This is a genomic window from Proteus faecis, assembly GCF_003144395.1.
Taxonomy (GTDB): Bacteria; Pseudomonadota; Gammaproteobacteria; order Enterobacterales; family Enterobacteriaceae; genus Proteus; species Proteus faecis.
This window is the reverse complement of record NZ_PENZ01000034.1, coordinates 371,746-392,229: the sequence shown is the minus strand read 5'-3', so window position 1 is coordinate 392,229 and position 20,484 is coordinate 371,746. Positions and strand designations below refer to the sequence as shown.

22 protein-coding genes are annotated in these 20,484 nt (G+C 39.1%); 18 read left to right on the top strand and 4 right to left on the bottom strand.

Going from position 1 to position 20,484, the window contains the following annotated elements; all coding sequences use genetic code 11:
- Positions 1-3: 3 nt before the first annotated feature.
- The 13 genes from DK858_RS11390 (at position 4) to DK858_RS11330 (ending at position 11,130) form a co-directional block, all read left to right on the top strand.
- Complete coding sequence (locus DK858_RS11390) at positions 4-630, top strand: phage baseplate assembly protein V (RefSeq protein WP_109397502.1); 627 nt, start codon at positions 4-6, stop codon at positions 628-630.
- A complete protein-coding gene (locus DK858_RS11385; protein WP_109397501.1) occupies positions 627-965 on the top strand; it encodes a GPW/gp25 family protein in 339 nt (112 codons plus the stop codon). Before DK858_RS11390 ends, DK858_RS11385 begins: the two co-directional genes overlap by 4 nt.
- The gene (locus DK858_RS11380) at positions 965-1,873 is read left to right on the top strand and encodes a baseplate assembly protein (protein WP_109397500.1); all 909 of its coding nucleotides are present in this window, start codon (positions 965-967) and stop codon (positions 1,871-1,873) included. Before DK858_RS11385 ends, DK858_RS11380 begins: the two co-directional genes overlap by 1 nt.
- Positions 1,866-2,477 carry a phage tail protein I gene (locus DK858_RS11375; protein WP_109397499.1) on the top strand — a complete coding sequence of 204 codons (612 nt, stop codon included), beginning with the start codon at positions 1,866-1,868 and terminating at the stop codon, positions 2,475-2,477. The genes DK858_RS11380 and DK858_RS11375 overlap by 8 nt, the downstream gene beginning before the upstream one ends.
- Complete coding sequence (locus DK858_RS11370) at positions 2,467-4,140, top strand: phage tail protein (RefSeq protein WP_109397498.1); 1,674 nt, start codon at positions 2,467-2,469, stop codon at positions 4,138-4,140. Before DK858_RS11375 ends, DK858_RS11370 begins: the two co-directional genes overlap by 11 nt.
- A 111-nt stretch (positions 4,141-4,251) precedes the next feature.
- Positions 4,252-5,424, top strand: coding sequence for a phage tail sheath protein (locus DK858_RS11365; protein WP_109397497.1), 1,173 nt, complete (start codon positions 4,252-4,254; stop codon positions 5,422-5,424).
- 3 nt (positions 5,425-5,427) lie between these two features.
- The gene (locus DK858_RS11360; protein ID WP_109397496.1) at positions 5,428-5,943 is read left to right on the top strand and encodes a phage major tail tube protein; all 516 of its coding nucleotides are present in this window, start codon (positions 5,428-5,430) and stop codon (positions 5,941-5,943) included.
- A 19-nt stretch (positions 5,944-5,962) separates the two neighbouring features.
- Positions 5,963-6,310 (top strand): phage tail assembly protein, encoded by a 348-nt coding sequence (locus DK858_RS11355; protein ID WP_109397495.1) that lies wholly within the window; start codon positions 5,963-5,965, stop codon positions 6,308-6,310.
- Positions 6,271-6,444 (top strand): GpE family phage tail protein, encoded by a 174-nt coding sequence (locus tag DK858_RS18515; protein ID WP_072070684.1) that lies wholly within the window; start codon positions 6,271-6,273, stop codon positions 6,442-6,444. Before DK858_RS11355 ends, DK858_RS18515 begins: the two co-directional genes overlap by 40 nt.
- The gene (locus DK858_RS11345) at positions 6,437-9,298 is read left to right on the top strand and encodes a phage tail tape measure protein (RefSeq protein WP_109397494.1); all 2,862 of its coding nucleotides are present in this window, start codon (positions 6,437-6,439) and stop codon (positions 9,296-9,298) included. The genes DK858_RS18515 and DK858_RS11345 overlap by 8 nt, the downstream gene beginning before the upstream one ends.
- Positions 9,298-9,762 (top strand): phage tail protein, encoded by a 465-nt coding sequence (locus tag DK858_RS11340; protein WP_036907694.1) that lies wholly within the window; start codon positions 9,298-9,300, stop codon positions 9,760-9,762. The genes DK858_RS11345 and DK858_RS11340 overlap by 1 nt, the downstream gene beginning before the upstream one ends.
- On the top strand, positions 9,762-10,859 hold the full coding sequence (locus DK858_RS11335) for a phage late control D family protein (RefSeq protein ID WP_109397493.1): 1,098 nt from the start codon (positions 9,762-9,764) through the stop codon (positions 10,857-10,859). Before DK858_RS11340 ends, DK858_RS11335 begins: the two co-directional genes overlap by 1 nt.
- Positions 10,860-10,911: 52 nt before the next feature.
- Positions 10,912-11,130: an ogr/Delta-like zinc finger family protein gene (locus DK858_RS11330; RefSeq protein ID WP_109397492.1), complete on the top strand. Its 219-nt coding sequence runs from the start codon at positions 10,912-10,914 to the stop codon at positions 11,128-11,130.
- Between the two features lie 76 nt (positions 11,131-11,206).
- On the opposite strand, the gene DK858_RS11325 is transcribed toward DK858_RS11330, so the two are convergent.
- The 3 genes from DK858_RS11325 to catA form a co-directional block, all read right to left on the bottom strand.
- Positions 11,207-12,172 carry a macro domain-containing protein gene (locus DK858_RS11325; RefSeq protein WP_109397491.1) on the bottom strand — a complete coding sequence of 322 codons (966 nt, stop codon included), beginning with the start codon at positions 12,170-12,172 and terminating at the stop codon, positions 11,207-11,209.
- Positions 12,173-12,176: 4 nt separating this feature from the next.
- A complete protein-coding gene (locus DK858_RS11320) occupies positions 12,177-12,758 on the bottom strand; it encodes a DarT ssDNA thymidine ADP-ribosyltransferase family protein (protein WP_109397490.1) in 582 nt (193 codons plus the stop codon).
- Between the two features lie 424 nt (positions 12,759-13,182).
- On the bottom strand, positions 13,183-13,824 hold the full coding sequence (catA, locus tag DK858_RS11315) for a type A chloramphenicol O-acetyltransferase (protein WP_109397489.1): 642 nt from the start codon (positions 13,822-13,824) through the stop codon (positions 13,183-13,185).
- Between the two features lie 248 nt (positions 13,825-14,072).
- Between catA and DK858_RS11310 the strand changes: the two genes are divergently transcribed.
- The 5 genes from DK858_RS11310 (at position 14,073) to DK858_RS11290 (ending at position 19,284) form a co-directional block, all read left to right on the top strand.
- Complete coding sequence (locus tag DK858_RS11310) at positions 14,073-14,528, top strand: hypothetical protein (RefSeq protein WP_109397488.1); 456 nt, start codon at positions 14,073-14,075, stop codon at positions 14,526-14,528.
- Positions 14,529-14,628: 100 nt separating this feature from the next.
- On the top strand, positions 14,629-15,114 hold the full coding sequence (locus DK858_RS11305) for a GNAT family N-acetyltransferase (RefSeq protein WP_109397487.1): 486 nt from the start codon (positions 14,629-14,631) through the stop codon (positions 15,112-15,114).
- Positions 15,115-15,303: 189 nt separating this feature from the next.
- Positions 15,304-16,212: an AEC family transporter gene (locus tag DK858_RS11300; protein ID WP_109397486.1), complete on the top strand. Its 909-nt coding sequence runs from the start codon at positions 15,304-15,306 to the stop codon at positions 16,210-16,212.
- 114 nt (positions 16,213-16,326) lie between these two features.
- Positions 16,327-17,766, top strand: coding sequence for a hypothetical protein (locus tag DK858_RS11295; RefSeq protein WP_162556669.1), 1,440 nt, complete (start codon positions 16,327-16,329; stop codon positions 17,764-17,766).
- Positions 17,767-17,832: 66 nt separating this feature from the next.
- Complete coding sequence (locus tag DK858_RS11290) at positions 17,833-19,284, top strand: AMP nucleosidase (RefSeq protein ID WP_109397484.1); 1,452 nt, start codon at positions 17,833-17,835, stop codon at positions 19,282-19,284.
- An 87-nt stretch (positions 19,285-19,371) separates the two neighbouring features.
- On the opposite strand, the gene DK858_RS11285 is transcribed toward DK858_RS11290, so the two are convergent.
- Complete coding sequence (locus DK858_RS11285) at positions 19,372-20,364, bottom strand: tyrosine-type recombinase/integrase (protein ID WP_109397483.1); 993 nt, start codon at positions 20,362-20,364, stop codon at positions 19,372-19,374.
- Positions 20,365-20,484 lie beyond the last annotated feature (120 nt).

The window sequence follows — 20,484 nt, the reverse complement described above, 5'->3', positions numbered from 1 at the left end:
AGTATGAATATCGCAGAACTTATCCGAAAAATACAAAACTTGATCCGTACTGGCATTGTGATTGATGTCAGTGCGGAAAAAGGCTGTCGAGTTAAAACGGGCGACAATGAAACCGACTGGCGCCCGTGGCTTACTGCGCGTGCCGGAAAATCGCGTTCATGGTGGGCGCCGAGTATCGGCGAACAAGTGTTATTGCTGTCAATCGGTGGTGATTTAACCACCTCGTTTGTGTTACCGGCAATATTTAGTGACGATTTTTCAGAGCCATCAACCTCATTAACTGCCCATCGTCATGAGTATAAAGACGGTGCAGTAATTGAATATGAACCCGCAACCGGGGCGTTAATAGTCACGGGAATTAAAACCGCCGAGATTGAAGCCAGTGAATCTGTCACAGTCACATCACCCGACATTATGTGCGTGGCAACGAGCAAAATTACCCTTGATACCCCTACCGTTATTTGCACCAACAACTTAACCACGGGATCACTGACGGTGCAAAAAGGCGGCACAATGACCGGCGATATTACCCATGTTGGCGGACAAATGTCCTCTAATGGCGTGGTGGTTTCAGCCCATACTCACGGTGGTGTGCGTACAGGTGATGGTAATACAGGACAGCCGCAATGAACTATCTCGGTATGAATGTACAAACCGGTGAACGTATTACCGATATTGAGCACGTTCGCCAGTCGGTGAAAGATATTTTTAACACCCCCATTGGTAGCCGATTGATGCGCCGAGAATATGGCAGTTTGCTTGCCGATTTAATTGACGGCCCTGTTAACGCCAAGATGCGACTGCAATTGATGTCGGCATGTTACACCGCGGTTTATCGTTGGGAGCCACGTATTGTGATGACTGCCATTGATATTCATAGCCAACAGGAACAGGTGATTGTCGATATCACCGGCTATTACGCCCATAACCAACAACCGATTAATTTCTCTCTACCGGTGACATAATGCCAACGATTAATTTAAGCCAATTAACACCGCCCGATGTGATTGAGTCGTTAGATGCAGAGCAACTATTACGCGAACGCAAAACGGCATTGATTGGCTCGATGCCAACGCATTTACGTGATGCGGTGGCTAACACGTTATCGTTAGAGTCTGAACCCCTGACCAAGCTGTTAGAAGAAAACGTCTATCGTGAGTTGTTATTACGCCAACTAATTAATGAGTCTGCGCGTGCGGTGATGGTGGCGTATGCGAGAGGGGCAGATTTAGACCAATTAGCCGCGAATTATAATTTATCGCGTTTAGTGTTACGTCCCGCCAATAACCAGACTATTCCGCCCACACCAGCGATTTTAGAGTCTGACGATGATTTGCGTTTACGCATTCCCGCCGCTTTTGAGGGGTTAAGTGTTGCGGGGCCGGTAGGCAGTTATGAATTTCATGCCCGTAGTGCCGATGGTCGGGTGTCCGATGTGTCTGCGATCAGTCCAGCACCGGCAAATGTCACTATTTCCGTGTTATCTCGTGAGGGTGACGGCACCGCATCCGAAGAATTACTGCGCATTGTTGAGCACGCGTTAAACGATGAAGATGTGAGACCGGTTGCTGACCGCATCAAAGTACAATCCGCAAAAATTATCCCTTATCAAATTGATGCGACGTTATTTCTCTTTCCGGGACCCGAATCGGAGCCGATACGCAAAGAAGCAAATCAACGTCTGACGCAATACATTACAGAGCAACACCGCTTAGGGCGTGATATTCGCCTGTCAGCGATTTATGCCGCATTGCATGTGGAAGGTGTGCAACGAGTGGAATTAAAACAGCCCGCAAAAGATGTGGTGCTCGATAAAACGCAAGCCTCGTATTGCATCCAAAGCACCTTGACCCTTGGTGGCTCGGATGAATAGCTTATTACCATCAGGCAGTAGCCCATTAGAAAAGGCGGCTGCCATTGCCTGTCAATCCTTGCAAACGTTGCCGGTGCCATTGCGCCAATTATGGAACGCCAGTACATGCCCCGTTGATTTATTGCCATACCTTGCATGGGCCTGGTCGGTTGATAGATGGGATGAAAATTGGTCGGAGCCTGTTAAGCGCCAAGTAGTACGGGATTCGATGTTTATTCACCGACACAAGGGCACCATTGGCGCACTTAAGCGTGTGGTTGAGCCACTCGGTTACATCATCAAAGTGACGGAATGGTGGCAAACCGACGATCCGCCGGGCACGTTTCGCCTTGATGTGGGTGTGCAAGAAAACGGTATTACCCAAGAAATCTATGACGAATTAGAGCGTTTGATTGCTGATGCACGCCCTGTTAGTCGGCACCTCTTGGGTTTATCTATCAACCTTGATTCACAAGGTGAGTTTTATCTCTCTGCTGCAACGTTTAGCGGTGATGAGTTAACGGTTTATCCGTATTTTGCAGAAGAAATTACCGTGTCTGGTGCGCCATTAACGGCGGTCGGAGTACACATTATTGATAAAGTTGAGGTCGCACATGAGCGCTAAGTTTTTCGCCTTATTAACCGTGATTGGTGCCAATAAATTGGCAAAAGCCACGGCATTAGGCACCACCTTAAAAATTACTCAAATGGCCGTGGGTGACGGTGGCGGAACGTTACCCACACCCGATACACAACAAACTAAACTCGTGGGTGAGAAACGCCGGGCGGGATTAAACACCTTATTTGTTGATCCAAAAAACGACAGCCAGATTATTGCTGAACAAGTGATCCCTGAAAATGAGGGCGGTTACTGGATACGTGAGATTGGTTTATTTGATGATGAAGGCAGTTTAATTGCTGTAGGTAATTGCCCCGAAACCTATAAACCCCAATTGCAAGAGGGAAGCGGGCGAACACAGACTATTCGCATGATATTAACCGTTAGTCATACCGAGTCAGTCGAGTTAAAGGTTGACCCCTCGGTGATATTGGCGACCCGTGAATTTGTCAATGATGCCATTGAAAGTGCCTCAAAACAGACATTGGAGGAAGTGGCTAAGCTTTATGCCACCAAAGCCGAATTAAGTACGGGTTTAAGTAAAGTACAAAAATCAGCGGATGACGCTAACACAAACGCCAATAGTCGCGTACCTAGTACCCGTAAAGTTAATGATAAACCACTGAGCACTGATATTACGTTAACGGCGGGTGATGTGGGTGCTGCGACGCCAGCACAAGTTAACGAAGCCAAAACTGCCGCAAGCAATGCACAGACTGCGGCTAATAATGCTAACAATAATGCCAATGGTCGAGTGCCCAGTACTCGCAAAGTGAACAATAAACCATTGAGTGCAGATATTACATTAACGGCGGGTGATGTGGGTGCTGCAACACCGGCACAAGTGAATGAAGCCAAAAACGCCGCAAGCAATGCACAGACTGCGGCTAATAATGCTAACAATAATGCCAATGGTCGAGTGCCTAGCACTCGCAAAGTGAACAATAAACCATTGAGTGCAGATATTACATTAACGGCGGGTGATGTGGGCGCGGCGACGCCAGCACAAGTTAACGAAGCAAAGGCAGCTGCATCTAATGCACAGACTGCAGCAAGCGCAGCACAAACCACAGCAAATAATGCGAATAACAACGCTAACGGTCGAGTGCCTAACACTCGCAAAGTGAATGGAAAACCACTAAGTGCTGATATTACGTTAACGGCGGGTGATGTGGGTGCTGCAACACCGGCACAAGTGAATGAAGCCAAAACTGCCGCAAACAATGCACAGACTGCGGCTAATAATGCTAACAATAATGCCAATGGTCGAGTGCCTAATACACGTAAAGTAAATGGTAAACCATTGAGCGGAGATATTAATTTAAATGCGAGTGATATAGGGGCTTTAACTCAAGGACAAGGTGATGCACGATATGAAAAAAAAGGTAGCGGGAAAAATTGGCGTAAAGTGGGTGGCGCGGGAAACTCTACTTCTACGATTTCATTAACGGAAGATGTTAGAGGAAAGCAGATTTATTTCAAACTACCGGGTGGATCTGGAGGAGAAAATTGGACAACAGTTATGATGCCTCCTATTGATAATATCGGAGTTGCTATTCATCAAGGACAGACTGGGTTTTGTGATATTTGTTTACTAAACAGTGGAAAAACACTTAAATCATTGCGTGGCGTTTATATGGATTGGAGTGAGGTATGGGTGTCTGATTAAATATTTATATATTTAAATGATTTTGTACCAACCCTCAAACAATCCCGCTTTCGTGCAATTTATCCGCTAATTTTTCATGCTACACGGACACAGTTATAGGAGTCCGTGAGCATGGCACAAGATTATCATCACGGTGTGCGCGTTATTGAAATTAACGAAGGCACCCGCCCCATTCGCACTATCAGCACCGCTATTGTCGGCGTGGTTTGCACCGCTGATGATGCGGACGAAAAAACCTTTCCTTTAAACAAACCTATTTTACTGACTGATGTATCACAAGTTATCGGTAAAGCAGGGAAAACCGGTACCTTAGCCAGCACGTTAAAGGCGATTGCAGATCAGGCTAAACCCATCACCGTTGTGGTGCGTGTAGAACAAGGCGAAAGTGAAGCAGAAACCACTACTAATATTATCGGTGGTACTACCGAAGAAGGGCTAAAAACAGGGTTACAAGCACTGCTAGCCTCTCAATCCCAACACGGCATTAAGCCTCGTATTATTGGCGCACCCGATCACGACACGTTAGCCGTTGCCAATGAGATTGCGGTGATTTGTCAAAAGCTCCGCGCATTTGGTTATGTGTCTGCTTACGACTGTAAAAATATCAGCGAAGCAATCAAGTACCGTGACAACTTTGGTCAGCGTGAATTGATGGTGATTTTCCCTGATTTCACGTCATGGGATAGCACCACTAATAACGAGACTACGGCTTACGCCACTGCGCGTGCGCTAGGTTTGCGTGCCAAGTTAGACAATGATATTGGTTGGCATAAAACCTTATCTAATATCACCGTTAATGGTGTGACGGGTATTTCTAAGGATATCTATTGGGATTTACAAGATCCCGCTACCGATGCTGGTTTACTGAATGAAAAAGGCGTGACGACACTTATTCGTCGTGATGGTTTTCGTTTTTGGGGTTCGCGTACCTGTTCGGATGATCCACTGTTTGCGTTTGAATCTTATACCCGTAGCGCACAAGTCCTTGCTGACACCATGGCAGAAGGGCAAATGTGGGCGATTGATAAGCCGTTAACGCCATCTTTAGCGCGGGATATCGTTGAAACCATCAACGCAAAATTACGTTCATTGGTCAGTCAGGGCTATTTGTTAGGCGGTGAATGTTGGTATGACCCGACATCAAATAGCAAAGAAGAACTGAAAGACGGCAAGCTCACACTGGATTATGACTATACACCCGTGCCACCAATGGAAAATCTGATGTTACGTCAGCGTATTACCGATAAATACCTGATGGATTTCGGTAACAAAATCAAGGGGTAAATCATGGCGTTACCACGCAAGCTAAAGAATTTTAATTTATTTATGAATGGCGCCAATTATGTGGGCGTTGCCGAAGAACTCACATTACCCAAAATCACCCGCAAGTTAGAAGCCTATCGCGGGGGCGGTATGAATGGCTCGGTGCAAATTGATATGGGCCTTGATGACGGTGCGCTTGATAGTGAGTTTACTCTTGGTGGCGCTGATATTGACGTTTACCGCCAATGGGGCGCATCCACTATTGATGCGGTGCAATTGCGTTTATGTGGCGCTTATCAGCGTGATGATACGGGGGAAACATTAGCCGTTGAAGTGGTTCTGCGTGGTCGTTATAGCGAAATCGATCCGGGCAACTGGAAATCGGGCGACAACACACAAACCAAAGTTACCGTAAAACCCACTTACTACAAGTTAGTGATGGATGGTCAAGAAATCATTGAGATTGATATCGTCAATATGGTGGAAAAAGTGGACGGTAAAGACTTGTTACAAGCACAGCGTGACGCGCTGGGGCTTTAATTAAATGCGGAAAGAGAACATGAAAAAGCCAATCGAAGAACAAAACCAAGAGCAAATTGAATGGGTTGTTGTTAATGGTGACCAAGCGACGGTGACACTAGAACAACCGCTTATGCGTGGTGAAACCAAAATTGAAAAAGTGACCGTGCTTAAACCCAATTCAGGCGCATTACGCGGTGTGCGTTTACAGCCGTTAATGGATATGGATGTTGATAGCATGATGCAAGTCTTACCGCGTATTACTATGCCAACGCTAACCAAAAACGATGTGCTGTCATTAGCTGCGGGCGATTTAGTTAACTTAAGCGTGCAGGTGGTCAATTTTTTATTACCGAAGTCGGTTATGCCCGATTCCCAAGCGAATTAACCACTGATGAACTGGCGGCAGATATTGCCGTCATTTTTCATTGGTCACCGGCAGACACCGGCAAAATGAGCCTTTCAGAATTATTGTCATGGCGCTATCAAGCGGCGAAACGTAGCGGACAACAGGATGAGTAATAACTTAAAATTACAAGTTGTACTGAGTGCGGTTGATAAATTAACTGCACCGTTTCGCAGTGCGCAAGAAAGTAATAAACGATTGGCGTCCGCTGTGCGCCAGTCGCGTGATTCGTTAAAAACCCTTAATCAGCAATCCTCACAAATTGACGGCTTTCGCAAGATTAAACAGCAGTTAACCTCTACACAGCAAGCGTACCAATCCGCCACACAACGTGTTGCCACTCTCGCCAAAGAAATAGCCAACAGTGAAAACCCCACGAAAAAACAGTTAGAGGCGTTTAAAAAAGCGCAACGGGAAGCGGGGCAACTCAAAACCAAGTATGAGCAATTACAGCAGTCGGCACAGCGACAGCGCTCGGCATTACAAGCCAATGGCATTTCTACTAATCAACTCGGTCAAGCACAACGGCGGCTTAATGGTGATATTGAACGCACCACGCAACAACTCCGCCGGCAAGAAAACCAATTAAGGCGCAGTGCCGAACAAGAAAGGCGCATGGCGGCGGCTAAATCGCAGTATCAAAAGACACTTGATGTGCGAAATAAAATGGCGGGTGCCGGTGCTACCATGACGGCAACCGGTGCCGGTATGTTGTATTCCGCGAAACAAACCTTAATGCCGGGGTACGAGTTTAATGTCGGTATGTCAAAGGTGCAGGCATTAACGCGCTTAGATAAAAACTCCGATGAATTTAAGATGTTGCGAGAACAAGCACGAGAGCTAGGCGCAACCACGGCATTTACCGCCAACCAAGTGGCGCAAGGTCAGGCATTCTATGCAATGGCAGGTTTTAAGCCTGAACAAATTAAAAATGCTATGCCGGGTACATTGGCAATGTCATTGGCGGGTGATATTGATTTAGGTACGACGGCGGATATCGGCTCAAATATTTTAACCGGCTTTAAACTCGACTCTGACCAAATGGGGCGAGTGAGTGATGTGTTAGTCGGTGCCTTTACCCGTTCAAATACCAGTCTGACGATGCTTGGCGACACGATGAAATACGTTGCACCGGTGGCGTCAGGGTTAGGGGTTGATTTAGAAACGGCTGCCGCCGCAACGGGTAAATTGGGTGATGCCGGTATTCAAGGCTCAATGGCGGGTACCTCATTGCGGGCAATTTTAGGACGTTTGGCGGAGCCACCTAAGCAAGCGGCGAAAGCGTTAGAAGAACTGGGCATTAAGACTCGTGATACCAAAGGCAACTTACGCGACTTTCCTGAGTTATTAGCTGAATTGGATAAGAAAACCGCCAATATGGGTAATGCGCAACGGGCGGGATTCTTTAAACATATTGCGGGTGAAGAAGCCTTCTCCGCGTTATCGGTATTGGCAGAACAAGCGGGTAAGGGGGAGTTGCAAAACCTTGTTGCCGACTTAAAGAAAGCTAAAGGCGAAGCCCAAAAAGTCGCGGGCACCATGACGGACAACTTAAGCGGGGATATGAAAAACCTACAATCTGCATGGGAAGATTTAGGCATTCAGATTTTTGACGGCATTGATAGCCCATTGCGTCAGATATCACAAAGTATTACCAGTGTGATTTCTAATGTGGGTGTGTGGATGAAAGAAAATCCTGAGCTGGCAAAAACACTGACTATGGTGGGCTTAGCGATAGCCGGCATAATTACCACGCTCGGTATTCTCTCGTTATCCATTGCCGCAATGTTAGGACCATTAGCCGCCGCGAAATTAAGTCTATCAATTTTAGGCATTAAAGGCGGTGGCGCACTCGCTCTGTTATTAAAACCAATAAAATTATTAGGCAGTGCATTTTTAGGATTGGGTAAAGCCATGTTAGCTAACCCTATTTTGCTGGCTATTGCTGTTATTGCGGGTGCTATTTATCTGATTTATAAAAATTGGGATAAGATTGAGCCGTATGTCACCAAAGTATGGGAGTCTGTTAAACAGCGTACTGCTATTGCATGGCAAGCATTGAAAGACACCATTTTAAAAGTATGGGAAGGGATTAAATACATCTTCTTTAACTGGACGATACCGGGCTTAATTGCAAAACATTGGGACAGTATTGTCGGCTATACCAAAACCGCGTGGGCGTCGGTTAAATCTGTAATTTCAGGGATATGGGAAGGCATTAAAACCTTTTTTATGACACAAACGTTACCCGGAATTATTTATAGTAATTGGGATCAAATCGTTAAATACACACAAGAAAAATGGGAATTTCTTAAAACAACGATATCGACTAAATGGGATGAAATTGTCGAAGATACTAAAGCGTTGCCGGCTAAATTTTTACAGTTCGGTAGTGACCTGATTGATTCCATTATTCAGGGGATAAAAAACAAATGGACGGACTTTAAAAATAGCATTGGGGAATTGGCAACCGCCGCCAAAGAAGCACTGACACCGGAATTTGCTAAAACATCCGATCCGAAAGTGCAGTCTGCATTAGATTCTTACAATAGCAACTTTGCCGGTATGTATGATTCAGGCGGTTATATCCCGCGTGGTCAGTTTGGTATTGCCGGCGAAAATGGTCCTGAAATTGTTGAGGGTCCTGCGAATATCACCAGCCGTAAGCACACCGCCATGTTAGCGACAGCCGCATTATCGCTAGGCAGTGCCTTTTCATTACAGGCACAAAATGCCCCGTTGCACCCGCACAGTTTGCCGGTTGAAAACTATCGCACGGCACCGGCTAACGTGAACATTCAACAACAGCGTTATCAAGGCGCGCCGGCACATTATGAAATTAATATTCACCCTCAACCGAATCAATCCGCGCAAGACATCGCACAACTTGTTATCGCGGAAATTGAACGCCGTGAGCGCGACAAGCAAGCACGATTAAATAGCCGTTATCAAGACAGTGAGGTGTGGTAATGATGGCAGCACTTGGGGTATTTGTGTTTGAGTTACGCACAGTGCCTTATCAATCCCTACAAAAACAACAAACATGGCGACATGGTTTTACTCAACGTGTCGCACGCCGACCGGCACAACAATTTATTGGCCCTGATACCGATGTGATCACCTTATCGGGGGCGCTTTATCCCTCATTAACCGGCGGTAAAGTGTCGTTGCTGGCATTAGAATTAATGGCGGATAGCGGTAAAGCGTGGTCGTTTATTGATGGTACAGGCACCATTCACGGCATGTTTGTGATCACCGATTTACAACGCACTCACACCGAATTTTTCCAAGATGGTGCTGCAAGAAAAATTGATTTCTCGCTGACATTAAAACGGGTGGATGACTCTATCAGTCAGATGTTAGGGGATTTAAGCGACCAATTAGGCATGATGGCCAATGGTGCCGGTGAAGCAATGAAAGGGGTTTTATCATAATGTTGCCAGAAATGATCAACGGTAAAAGTAGCACGCCGGCTTTTGTGTTAATCGCCGGTGATGAAGATATCAGCACCAAAATTCAAGGGCGATTAATATCACTTTCATTAACGGATAATCGGGGCTTTGAAGCTGACCGGCTTGATATTGAGTTAGATGATTCTGACGGCGCATTAATGATGCCAAAACGGGGCGAGGTGTTGACCTTGCATCTTGGTTGGCAGGGTGAAAACCTTATTCATAAAGGCTCATTTACAGTTGATGAAATAGAGCATTCAGGTGTACCCGATAAAATGACATTACGCGCCCGTAGTGCCGATTTTAGGGCAACGCTCAATGTGCGCCGTGAAATGTCTTACCACCAAAAAACATTAGGCGATATCGTCAGAACCATTGCAGGGCGTAATAATGTCACGGCGGTGGTTGATCCTGGTCTTGATACGGTAAAGATTGAACATATCGATCAGACCAATGAGTCAGACGGCAGTTTTTTAACCCGCTTAGGGCAATTAAACGGTGCCACCGCCTGTGTTAAAAACGGCAATTTGCTGTTTATGGTGCAAGGGGGCAATACCACTGCTAGCGGTCAAACGTTACCTTTGGTACAAATTACCCGAAGTGTGGGTGATGGACACCGTTTTTCATTAGTGGATAGGGGCGCTTACACCGGTGTGACGGCCAATTATTTAAATACCCGTAAACCGCAAGAAAAAACACAATCACAAATTCGCCGTAGAAAACCCACTACCAATAAACCGAAAAAAGAAGAGCAGAAACAAGGGGAGTACCTTGTCGGTGAAGAAGGTAATGTGATGGTGTTGTCTCATACTTATGCGAGTAAAACCAATGCTGAACGTGCCGCGAAAGCCGCGTGGGAAAAAATACAGCGAGGTGTTGCCTCTTTTAGTATTACCCTTGCGAAAGGGCGTGCGGATCTCTTTCCTGAGCTACCGGTACAAGTGAGCGGGTTTAAGCCTGAGATTGATAATGCCTATTGGACGTTGGTCACGGTGAGCCATTCACTGAACAATAGCGGATTTACCACCTCGTTAGAATTAGAAGTTAAAAGCAGTGATATAGATATGGATAAGGAATAGTGCCTGTGTATAATTACAGGTAATTTCCACATCATAAAGAGGTAACCCGTTTATGATGATTTGTCCTGTTTGTGGTCATGCCGCGCATACCCGTAGTAGTCAGCAAATATCTTCCGATACCAAAGAACGTTATAACCAGTGCCAGAATATCAATTGTGGCGCGACGTTCGTCAGCCATGAAACCGTAACGCGGTTTATTTCAAAGCCTCAATTGATTGAGCGAGTAGAGCTGCATGTTGATAAGTGTTGTCAGCAGGTGTTGGGGATTTGATGAAAAAATACTGATTTAATATAACGTTAACTAAGGCTCTAGGAATTTATGAGCCTTCATTAAGTAAGCTATATTTTTAAAATGTTACAATTTCAAATTCATTAAATATATTTTTTATAATTATGCCTTCTTGAAGTAACTTTTCTAAAATAATTTTTTCAGAGGTTGATGCCTCATAGTTAATGAGGTTATTCTTGGATATCTCCCTTAATAACTTACATATAATAATAAAATCATCTTTTGAATTAATTTTATTTAATAAAGTAGTACAATAATTAATTGCTGGTATATGTTTTCTGAAATTCACCTCCATTTCTTTGGTTAGGTGAGTATTAATATAATTTTCAATGAAATTCTCAAAGTTTTTACCATATTTTTCTTTTATCGTTTTGAGTTCATCGATTGCTATATTTAATTCCTCAGAATAGGGTCTTCCATATTTTATTGTAAAATTAAAGTAATTGTCTTTAGTTAAAAAATTACACATATAAAATATTGTATTAAGAGTATATCTATATTTATTAACTAACTGTTCAAATACATAATGGATCAGAAGATGCTTAACGTTAATTAAATCTTTTTTATCTCTTAATGTTTCTTTTGTTGGTGGAGAAAACAGAATAATATCAACAGAATCAAGATCACTTAGAATGTTGATAATCATAGATTCAACAGATTTCCATTCTAAGCCACCATTTCCGCAGCCCAAAGGGGGGATTGCGATTGATGGTATATTTCTTCTCATAATCTCTTTTTTTAGGTCATTTAGTCCTCTTTCAATAAAGTCATATTGTGAGTTTCTTCTCCAATTATCTTTAGTAGGAAAATTAATAATAAGTTTACTGTTCTCATTTACTATAAGAACAGATCCTATTTTGACTTCTCCATTTTTGCAGGCATTATTGTACACTGCATAATTTTTAGGAAAGGCTTCCTTGAATTGGTAAGCAATTCCTTTACCCATAATCCCCTGGCAGTTGACTGCATTTACGAGAGCAACGGCTTGAGATTCAAGGAGGTTACCATTTTCATATCGAATCATATTGTTAGCACATCGTAGAGTTGATATTGACGTAAGTATTTAGCTTGTATTCATCAAGTAACTTAAGTACATGTGATTTAGCCACATCATCTTTTACATAAAAGCAATGAAAAGATTTTGCATAGACGGTAGTTGGTGAAAGGCATTCAGCCATACAGACTTGTTTACATTCAGGAATTGTATAATCTCGTTGATTCATTAGGTTCCAATCTATTTTAGAAAATCCTGTAGTATAATCCATCAATTCAATTTCTTTGTATGCAGAAAGTGGATGAGTTGGGATTATTTTCCAGTTATTTTCTTTTGCGAAATCTCTATTAACTGTAATCATACAAAAAGTTTTATCTTTATGATTTTTCTTTACCCTTCCATCGAAGGGGTTGTTACTAAAAAAATGAAAAGGAACCATTCGTTGTAAATTAAGAGCTTCTCTTCCTTGGATTATCTGACCATCTGCAACATCTGTAAACCCATTACCAAGTGATTCTCTTGAACATAAACCTTTTTTAAGAATACTTGGTAGGTTATCCATACATGTAAGATGGTATAAAAGAGATTGATCTTGAATTTGTGTATTTCTACTCATTAGTAATACCTTAGTAAAATTAATCAATTGTTTGATTTATACAATCAATAAAAATTATGTCAATGATAATAAAGTCAAAACAAAATCTAGTTCACAGCTATTGATTTATTAAGTGAGCAGGCTAAAAACACTTCCACCCATTGAAAAATAAGCAAAATATAAAGCCTCTCTTTCAAGAGGCTTTCCGAAGTGTGGTCAATATGTGGACATTTACGCTGACTAAATCCTTTTATATCAGTATATTAAGTTAGTATAAAACGCTTCACTTAGCGCATTTGATTACTTGATTCGCACCAGTGCAAAATAAGTAAATCAGAATTAAAAATTAGCTATTAGTATTATTACTAATATTGTTTGTAAAAAGCATCTCTATTGAGATGCTTTTTCTATTTCACACTTTTTACTTATCGAAGATCTCTATTCTTTAGCCTAAAAATTCATCACATAACTCTTGGAGTTTATTGATCATTCTAGCTATATGGAAACCATCACATGTAGCATGGTGCACTTGAATGGATATTGGTAATAAAAACTTGCCACTCTGATGGGTGTATTTTCCCATAGTAAAAATAGGAGGAAAATAATCTTTTACATTAGCTACATTTAGATTAAATCCATCAAAGCTTACCCATGGGATCATCGAAATGCAGAAATGATTTTCGGGGAAATTAGATTTTGCGGATAGACTCAGATTATCTTGATATTCTTGATAATCTTGATTGTATCCTTGTGAAAAAGAATGCCAATCCTCAAAGTACTCACTCCATAACTCAGAGAAAGTCTCCGTTTTAGGATGAAAAATAGTGTATGCCGGGTTGATGTAATCCCAAATAACTAATTCATTATCCTTGATCGCCATTCTAGACTCAGGATAGCTATTAACGGTTTTGGCAATTAAATAGATCATTACCGGATAAAACTTAAAATTATTTTTATCTAATACTGTTTTTAAGACAGTAATATCTATTTTAGTGGTTAAACTAAAGCCACACTGTAGGTTGTGTCGATAATGTAAGAAATGTTCTTTTCTATTCCATTGTTCTAAATCGACTTTTTTATAATTCATATTTAAAGCCCTTCTTGTTAAGTAATAAATTGATTTTTAACGAAGAAGGGCAAAACGGGTTGTCTGAATAGATAGCATCGTAACTCCTTATGTATTTTATATTTTAGTTAAATAAAAAAAGTATTGAGAGAGAATTATCACATTAACTATCAAAAATTGAAGGTATTTTTGTGCTTTCATTAGATGATGACATAAGTGTATTATGATAAAAACTATAAAGTTACTATTTAAAAATGAAGGGATTTATTATGCAAGCTAAACTTGCTTATCAATGGAAACAACAACGGCGTGGGAGACTTTCTTTTTTAGGCCTAGAAATTGCTTGGACAATTTTATTTTCTATTGCAGAAAACTTAGCATATCGATGGTATATATCACTTTATCCTGATAAAGTAGAATTAATCACTGAAAATAATTTTTACTACTTATTTTCTTTCACACCATATGGCTTAATAGAAATAGTATTTTTAATAATACAAATCTACATATTTACACTTATTTTATCTCAACGAATAAGAGATATAGGTATAAGCTATCCTGTTATTATTTCACTTGTTTTAACAGTTAGTCCTATTTTATTAACACCATATTTATTATTTAATGCACCATTTATGTTAATGGTATTACTTTCTATTTTATTAATAGCAGGGTTGATCGCCTTGCTTGCACCATCAGCCTATAAAGTTGACATCAATAAAGACTAAAAAGAGAAAGAAAATAATAATAGATAAATGGTTAAACAGTATTATTAGAATAAATTACTTTACTAATTTAAAGCTATTGAACCCAATAAATAAGATGGAAATGAGTATGATTCAACTTAGACTCGCTGAACCACAGGAAGCTAAAAGATTGTGGTATTTACGCAATCAAGCACTGCGATTTGGTTGTAAGAATGTTTATCCATCTGAGATTTTAGCTGCTTGGACCCCTGATGAAATGCCTGAAGGATATCGGCAGGCTATTATTGGTAATCCATTTTATGTGATTGATTACCAAGAATACAATATTCCTGTTGCTTCGGGTTTTTTAGATGTTAAAACCGGTTTTGCTGAAGCTATTTTCACATTACCTGAATACATGGGAAAGGGATTTGCAGGACTCATTTTAAAACAATTGAAATATGAAGCAATTAAGAGAGGGCAATCCAAGTTATTTTTAGATGCAACACCTAATGCAGTATCATTTTATTTAAAGCAAGACTTTAAAGTATTAGAAGAACGTGATTATTATTCTGATTTAGCGAAAGCAAATTTACATTGTTACCGCATGTGTATTGATTTAGATTAGTCGTCTATATTTTAACCATCTTGAAAAGATGTTTTGTGATAGGCTAATAATAAAAAAGCTATACTTAAAATGCGGTATAAATTTATTTTTATCATTTTTTGAATTAGCTTTTATATTAATAACATAAAATAGCAATCCGCATGATGTTGCGATATTGTAAAGTATCATGATATCTCTAGGATAAATACTATGCAAAATGTGTTATTAACGTTATGGCCGTTATTTGCGTTAATTGCGCTCGGTGCAATTTTAAGAAAAAATAAAACGTTTGAACCAGCATTTTGGGTAGGAGCTGAAAAGCTTAACTATTTTTTACTTTTTCCTGCCTTATTGATCAATAGTTTAGCAAATGCTCCTTTATCTGATCCTCAATTACCTCATCTTGCAGGAGCTATTTTTTCTGTAGTCATTATTGTTACTATTTTGTGTATTATTTTGAAAAAAATAACAGGCTGGTCTGCTGGCCGCTTTGGTGCGATCGTTCAAGGCAATATTCGATTTAACACTTATTTAGGTTTAGCTATTGTCGCTGATTTATTTGGTGTTGAAGGTCTAGGAATAGCCGCATTGATATTAGCAACATTGGTTCCTCTATCAAATGTCACTTCAGTACTTTGTTTAACCGTTGGGCAAAATGTGACATTGCGTCAACTAGCATTGCCTATCATAAAAAACCCTTTAATTATCTCTTGTATTCTTGGGATCATAATAAATCTATCAGGAATTGGTCTTCCTTTTGGTAGTGATCAATTTCTCAAGTTGTTATCAGCAACCAGTTTACCTTTGGGGCTTATTTGTATAGGTGCTGCATTACATCTTTCGACGCTAAAAGCCGAGAGCAAAATGATTAGTATTAATACTGTTACTCGTTTACTTATTGTACCGATAGTAGCATATAGCGTTGCTTATTTTTTAGCTTTGTCTCCGTTAGTCATGATGCTTTTGGTTATTTTCTTTTCGATACCAACGGCACCCACGTCTTATATTCTAACCAGACAATTAGGTGGGGACTCTGAACTCATGGCAGGGATTATTACATCTCAAACGATATTTGCAGTAATAACATTGCCTATCATATTGAGTATATTAGCAATTTAAATTTTTATTTAATAGAAATAAATTTCTTAATTTAAAGGTGTTTTTTTTATATCTATTTTTTTAGTTCAAAATTATCCTTTTTATAAAATAAAGAAAAAGGGATACAGGATAAATATGAAAGTAAATGTAGGTGGTGTGGAGATTACAAATCAAAAAATAGAAAAAATAAAAAAAACTGATAAAGTATCTGCAGCATTAACGATATGGGAAAAAATACAAAAATTCTTCCATATCGGTAATATTGAAGAAAAAGAAAAAATATTATCTTTAATTAAAGATGTTTTTATTAATAAAGAACCAAATTTATATCAAAGAATAGAAAGTTTTAAGGCTATGAAAGAATTATCAAAAAATAATAATTCAAGTGATGATTTTAAAATAGAAGTAGTAGATGATTTACTGTGCTTATCTATTGGTAAAGTGGATGTTAAATATGAATTTACTAAAGAAGAAGATATAATAGAAATAGAAAAAATAAAAAAAATACAAGAAAACCTTATTGAGATAAAGTTACCTAAAACTAGCGAGTTAGATAATGAGGTATTTAAATACTTAATATTAGAACTCATTAATAAAGAAAATACTAATTATTTTGACGAAAAAGGAATGATAAATATAGATAACATTGATAAAGAGAAGACAAAAGCCAATGTAATGAAATCCATTATTAATGAAATGAAAAGAAAAATAAATGCTGAAGTTATCGATGAATCTATTTTCTATAGTGAAAATATAAAATATCTTGAAAAAAAGACTGATAGGTTAAAGGTTAATACCAATGAGTTTATACCAAATTTAAATAATTTAATTAAAAATGTAACGCTTGGAGAAATTACTAATACACTTCATAAAGATTTATTAAGAATGGATTATCATCTATTGGGTAAAGAGTTAATTGACAAAAATATAATTAAATCAAAGATAAAAGCTTTTTCTGAAAGTAATGAAGATGAAGAGACTAAAGAAAATAAAATTGAATGTCTAAAGTTAAATTTGATGAATAACGGCTTAAAAGAAATAGAAGGAGAATTTAAAAATGTAGATTCTGATAAAAAGATTATCATTTATAATTTAATATCTCAAGGTGTATTCAATATAGTAAAAGATTCTTTTCATGGTATAGATCCTTTATTTTTATTGGGTTTTTCTCCGATTGATGGAAAATCTACAATAATGATTGATAAAGATAAAGATGAAAACCTAGTAATTACTGTATCTAATAAAAAAACATTAAACGAAAAAGAGGAGTTAGGTAAAAAAAATGCTGATTCTTTTTTTTCTAAATATATAAATCAAGGTCTAACATTTTATACCAAAAGTAAAATTAATTTATTGCATTTTTTATGTGATAATGCACTCAATAAGCCGTCTAATTCAGCAGAGGTTTTTAATATATTGGATGAAAATGATGTTTATCAGGAACTTGATCCCTCTAAGAGCATACCTCTTTTAGAAGAAAATATACAATTAGTTTTTACCTATAATGTTAAAAATCAAAATATCAGCGTAGATCCACAGAAAAGTTATTATGAATATTCCTATCTAAATATTTAGCACTATGGCATAGAGAAGCTTCTTGCTATTATGGTTATAAACCAATAATAAATAAGAGGCTCTTTTATGTCACAACCTCATAATCCAGAAATTCAAAAAATTATTAATGAATTAAAACAACAATATCAAAATGCTGTAGATGCATTACGCAATGCAATTATTGATTATGCCCAAGATGGAAAATTACCAGATATAAAACAAAGAGCGGAAGGAATATTTGCTTACCCCCAATTAACTGTACATTGGTATGGTGAAGTTAAAACAGAAGATAAAACACGAGCTTATGGTCGATTATCAAAATCAGGTAATTATTCTACCACGATTACTAATCCGGCTTTATTTGAAAATTACCTGTCAGAACAACTACAACTTATTGCTGATGCTTACCATGCCACTTTTGAAGTCAGCGCTTCAAAGCAAGAAATTCCTTATCCTTTTGTGATTGATGGAACAGGTATTGGTTTTGATAGAAAAATGAGTGCCTCTTTAGCAAAATATTTTCCAACAACTGATTTATCTAAAATCGGTGATGAAATTACCGACGGTTTAATTTGTGATAGGGAAATGTTGCCACTTTCTCATTTTGATGCATTACGTACTGATTTCTCGTTAGCGCGTTTAAAACATTATACAGGTACATTACCTGAAGATGTACAACCCTATATTTTATATACGAATTATAATCGTTATGTTGATGAATTTGTTCGTTGGGCTTGCGATCAAGTTGCGGATAAAAATAGCCCATATTGTGCACTTTCCTGTGCTGGGTTTCAGCGAATTACAGCCGAAACTGTTGATCCTGAAAAGTTAATATCTGATTTAACTTGGAAGAAATACCAAATGCCAGCCTATCATCTAATAGCTAAAGAAGGTCCCGGAATAACATTAGTTAATATTGGTGTTGGCCCTTCAAATGCTAAGACAATTTGTGATCATCTGGCTGTTTTACGTCCTCATGTTTGGTTAATGATTGGTCATTGTGGTGGATTACGTGAAAGCCAACAACTTGGTGATTACGTTTTGGCTCATGCTTATTTACGTGATGATCATATTTTAGATGATGTTTTACCTCCTGATATTCCTATTCCAAATATTGCTGAAGTACAACGTGCACTTTATGATGCGACGAAAATGATCAGCGGTAAACCAGGGCATGAAATAAAACAGAGATTAAGAACAGGAACTGTTGTTACAACGGATGATCGCAACTGGGAATTACGTTTTTCGGTTTCTGCAAGAAGATTTAACTTAAGTCGCGCCGTTGCTGTTGATATGGAAAGTGCCACAATTGCTGCACAAGGTTATCGTTTTCGCGTTCCTTATGGCACTTTATTGTGTGTATCAGATAAACCATTGCATGGTGAAATTAAATTACCGGGTCAGGCTAATCATTTTTATGAAGGGGCGGTATCCGAACATCTGCAAATTGGTATTCAAGCCATTGAATTACTTAAACAAGAAGAGAGTAATTTACACTCGCGTAAATTAAGAACATTTAATGAGCCACCGTTCAGATAAACTGTAACAAAATAGTATTTAAAAAAAATAAGCTTAATTTAAATACCCATTTTAATTTATTAAATGGGTATTATTTCAGAATAAAAACTAAAAACGTAAATGCCTAGCTGCTTTTCTTAGTCGATCATCTCCACGTCTATCATAACGCTGAGTTGTCATAATGCTGGCATGTCCCATGGCATCTTTTACGGTGACGATATCCTCACCATTATCAAGCATTGCAGAAGCAAATGTTCTTCTTAAATCATGAGGAGCAAATTTATCAATACCACTTTCTTGTTGGCGTATTTCTAAAATATAGTAAATGGCTTGGTCTGTTATTCGCTCATCAGTAACATCATCGAACCGACGAATTCGAGTAAAAAGGGCACCATTTTGAGTTCCTCTTATTTCATCAATCCATAATTGAACACGATCCCAAGTATCATCTGGCATATAAGACATGCGCTCTTTATTACCTTTACCTCTAACAAGAAAAGCTTGATCACGAAACTGAATATGCTCGTAATTTAGAGCCACAATTTCTGAACGACGTAATCCACAACCTAATAGCACGCTTAATATTGCGGCGTCTCTTAAACCTTTCGATGAATTGTCTTTTTCACAACTTCTAAATAATGCACGGATTTCGTTGCTAGTTAGTGCACGGCCTTTAGGTAATCGACTTCCTCTTACTGATTTAACTTGGCGGATATGCTGATAACTTTCAGTATCCATTTGTTTCATTGCCCAAGCTTCTAAAGCGACACCTTTTAATGCAGCGAGATAAGTATTGATAGTGGCGGGGGCTTTATTAGCATCGGACAACATATCAATAATGGCTTGAATATGATGACGACGAAGTGCTCCCCATTGGCAATTTTTAAGAGAAGAAAACCCGATCATCTTAGCAACAATAGTGAGAAACGATCCCATTGTTTGACGACTACGTTTTGAACCTAAACTCATTAAATAAGCCATTGCTGGATTAGTATGAGCAGGCGAGGTGAATGTTGTATTCAAATCCAATAATGCTTGTTTTTCCGGCAAAACTAGCGATGTTTCAGGTGTTAAGTCCTGATCGTCATGGTGAAATTCCACTGCTATTTCCTTATTAAATCAACATAACCATGATGAATATTCTAACAGATCCAAAAAAGAAAAAAGCTACTTTTTCAAAGGATCATTTTAATAAGTAGAGATGATCTTGTTTGTTTTGTC

Excerpts from the sequence above, each read along its gene's own strand:
- DK858_RS11390 (WP_109397502.1), top strand. The coding sequence starts at position 4 with ATGAATATCGCAGAACTTATCCGAAAAATACAAAACTTGATCCGTACT.
- DK858_RS11385 (WP_109397501.1), top strand. The coding sequence starts at position 627 with ATGAACTATCTCGGTATGAATGTACAAACCGGTGAACGTATTACCGAT.
- DK858_RS11380 (WP_109397500.1), top strand. The coding sequence starts at position 965 with ATGCCAACGATTAATTTAAGCCAATTAACACCGCCCGATGTGATTGAG.
- DK858_RS11375 (WP_109397499.1), top strand. The coding sequence starts at position 1,866 with ATGAATAGCTTATTACCATCAGGCAGTAGCCCATTAGAAAAGGCGGCT.
- DK858_RS11370 (WP_109397498.1), top strand. The coding sequence starts at position 2,467 with ATGAGCGCTAAGTTTTTCGCCTTATTAACCGTGATTGGTGCCAATAAA.
- DK858_RS11365 (WP_109397497.1), top strand. The coding sequence starts at position 4,252 with ATGGCACAAGATTATCATCACGGTGTGCGCGTTATTGAAATTAACGAA.
- DK858_RS11360 (WP_109397496.1), top strand. The coding sequence starts at position 5,428 with ATGGCGTTACCACGCAAGCTAAAGAATTTTAATTTATTTATGAATGGC.
- DK858_RS11355 (WP_109397495.1), top strand. The coding sequence starts at position 5,963 with ATGAAAAAGCCAATCGAAGAACAAAACCAAGAGCAAATTGAATGGGTT.
- DK858_RS11345 (WP_109397494.1), top strand. The coding sequence starts at position 6,437 with ATGAGTAATAACTTAAAATTACAAGTTGTACTGAGTGCGGTTGATAAA.
- DK858_RS11340 (WP_036907694.1), top strand. The coding sequence starts at position 9,298 with ATGATGGCAGCACTTGGGGTATTTGTGTTTGAGTTACGCACAGTGCCT.
- DK858_RS11335 (WP_109397493.1), top strand. The coding sequence starts at position 9,762 with ATGTTGCCAGAAATGATCAACGGTAAAAGTAGCACGCCGGCTTTTGTG.
- DK858_RS11330 (WP_109397492.1), top strand. The coding sequence starts at position 10,912 with ATGATGATTTGTCCTGTTTGTGGTCATGCCGCGCATACCCGTAGTAGT.
- DK858_RS11325 (WP_109397491.1), bottom strand. The coding sequence starts at position 12,172 with ATGATTCGATATGAAAATGGTAACCTCCTTGAATCTCAAGCCGTTGCT.
- DK858_RS11320 (WP_109397490.1), bottom strand. The coding sequence starts at position 12,758 with ATGAGTAGAAATACACAAATTCAAGATCAATCTCTTTTATACCATCTT.
- catA (WP_109397489.1), bottom strand. The coding sequence starts at position 13,824 with ATGAATTATAAAAAAGTCGATTTAGAACAATGGAATAGAAAAGAACAT.
- DK858_RS11310 (WP_109397488.1), top strand. The coding sequence starts at position 14,073 with ATGCAAGCTAAACTTGCTTATCAATGGAAACAACAACGGCGTGGGAGA.
- DK858_RS11305 (WP_109397487.1), top strand. The coding sequence starts at position 14,629 with ATGAGTATGATTCAACTTAGACTCGCTGAACCACAGGAAGCTAAAAGA.
- DK858_RS11300 (WP_109397486.1), top strand. The coding sequence starts at position 15,304 with ATGCAAAATGTGTTATTAACGTTATGGCCGTTATTTGCGTTAATTGCG.
- DK858_RS11295 (WP_162556669.1), top strand. The coding sequence starts at position 16,327 with ATGAAAGTAAATGTAGGTGGTGTGGAGATTACAAATCAAAAAATAGAA.
- DK858_RS11290 (WP_109397484.1), top strand. The coding sequence starts at position 17,833 with ATGTCACAACCTCATAATCCAGAAATTCAAAAAATTATTAATGAATTA.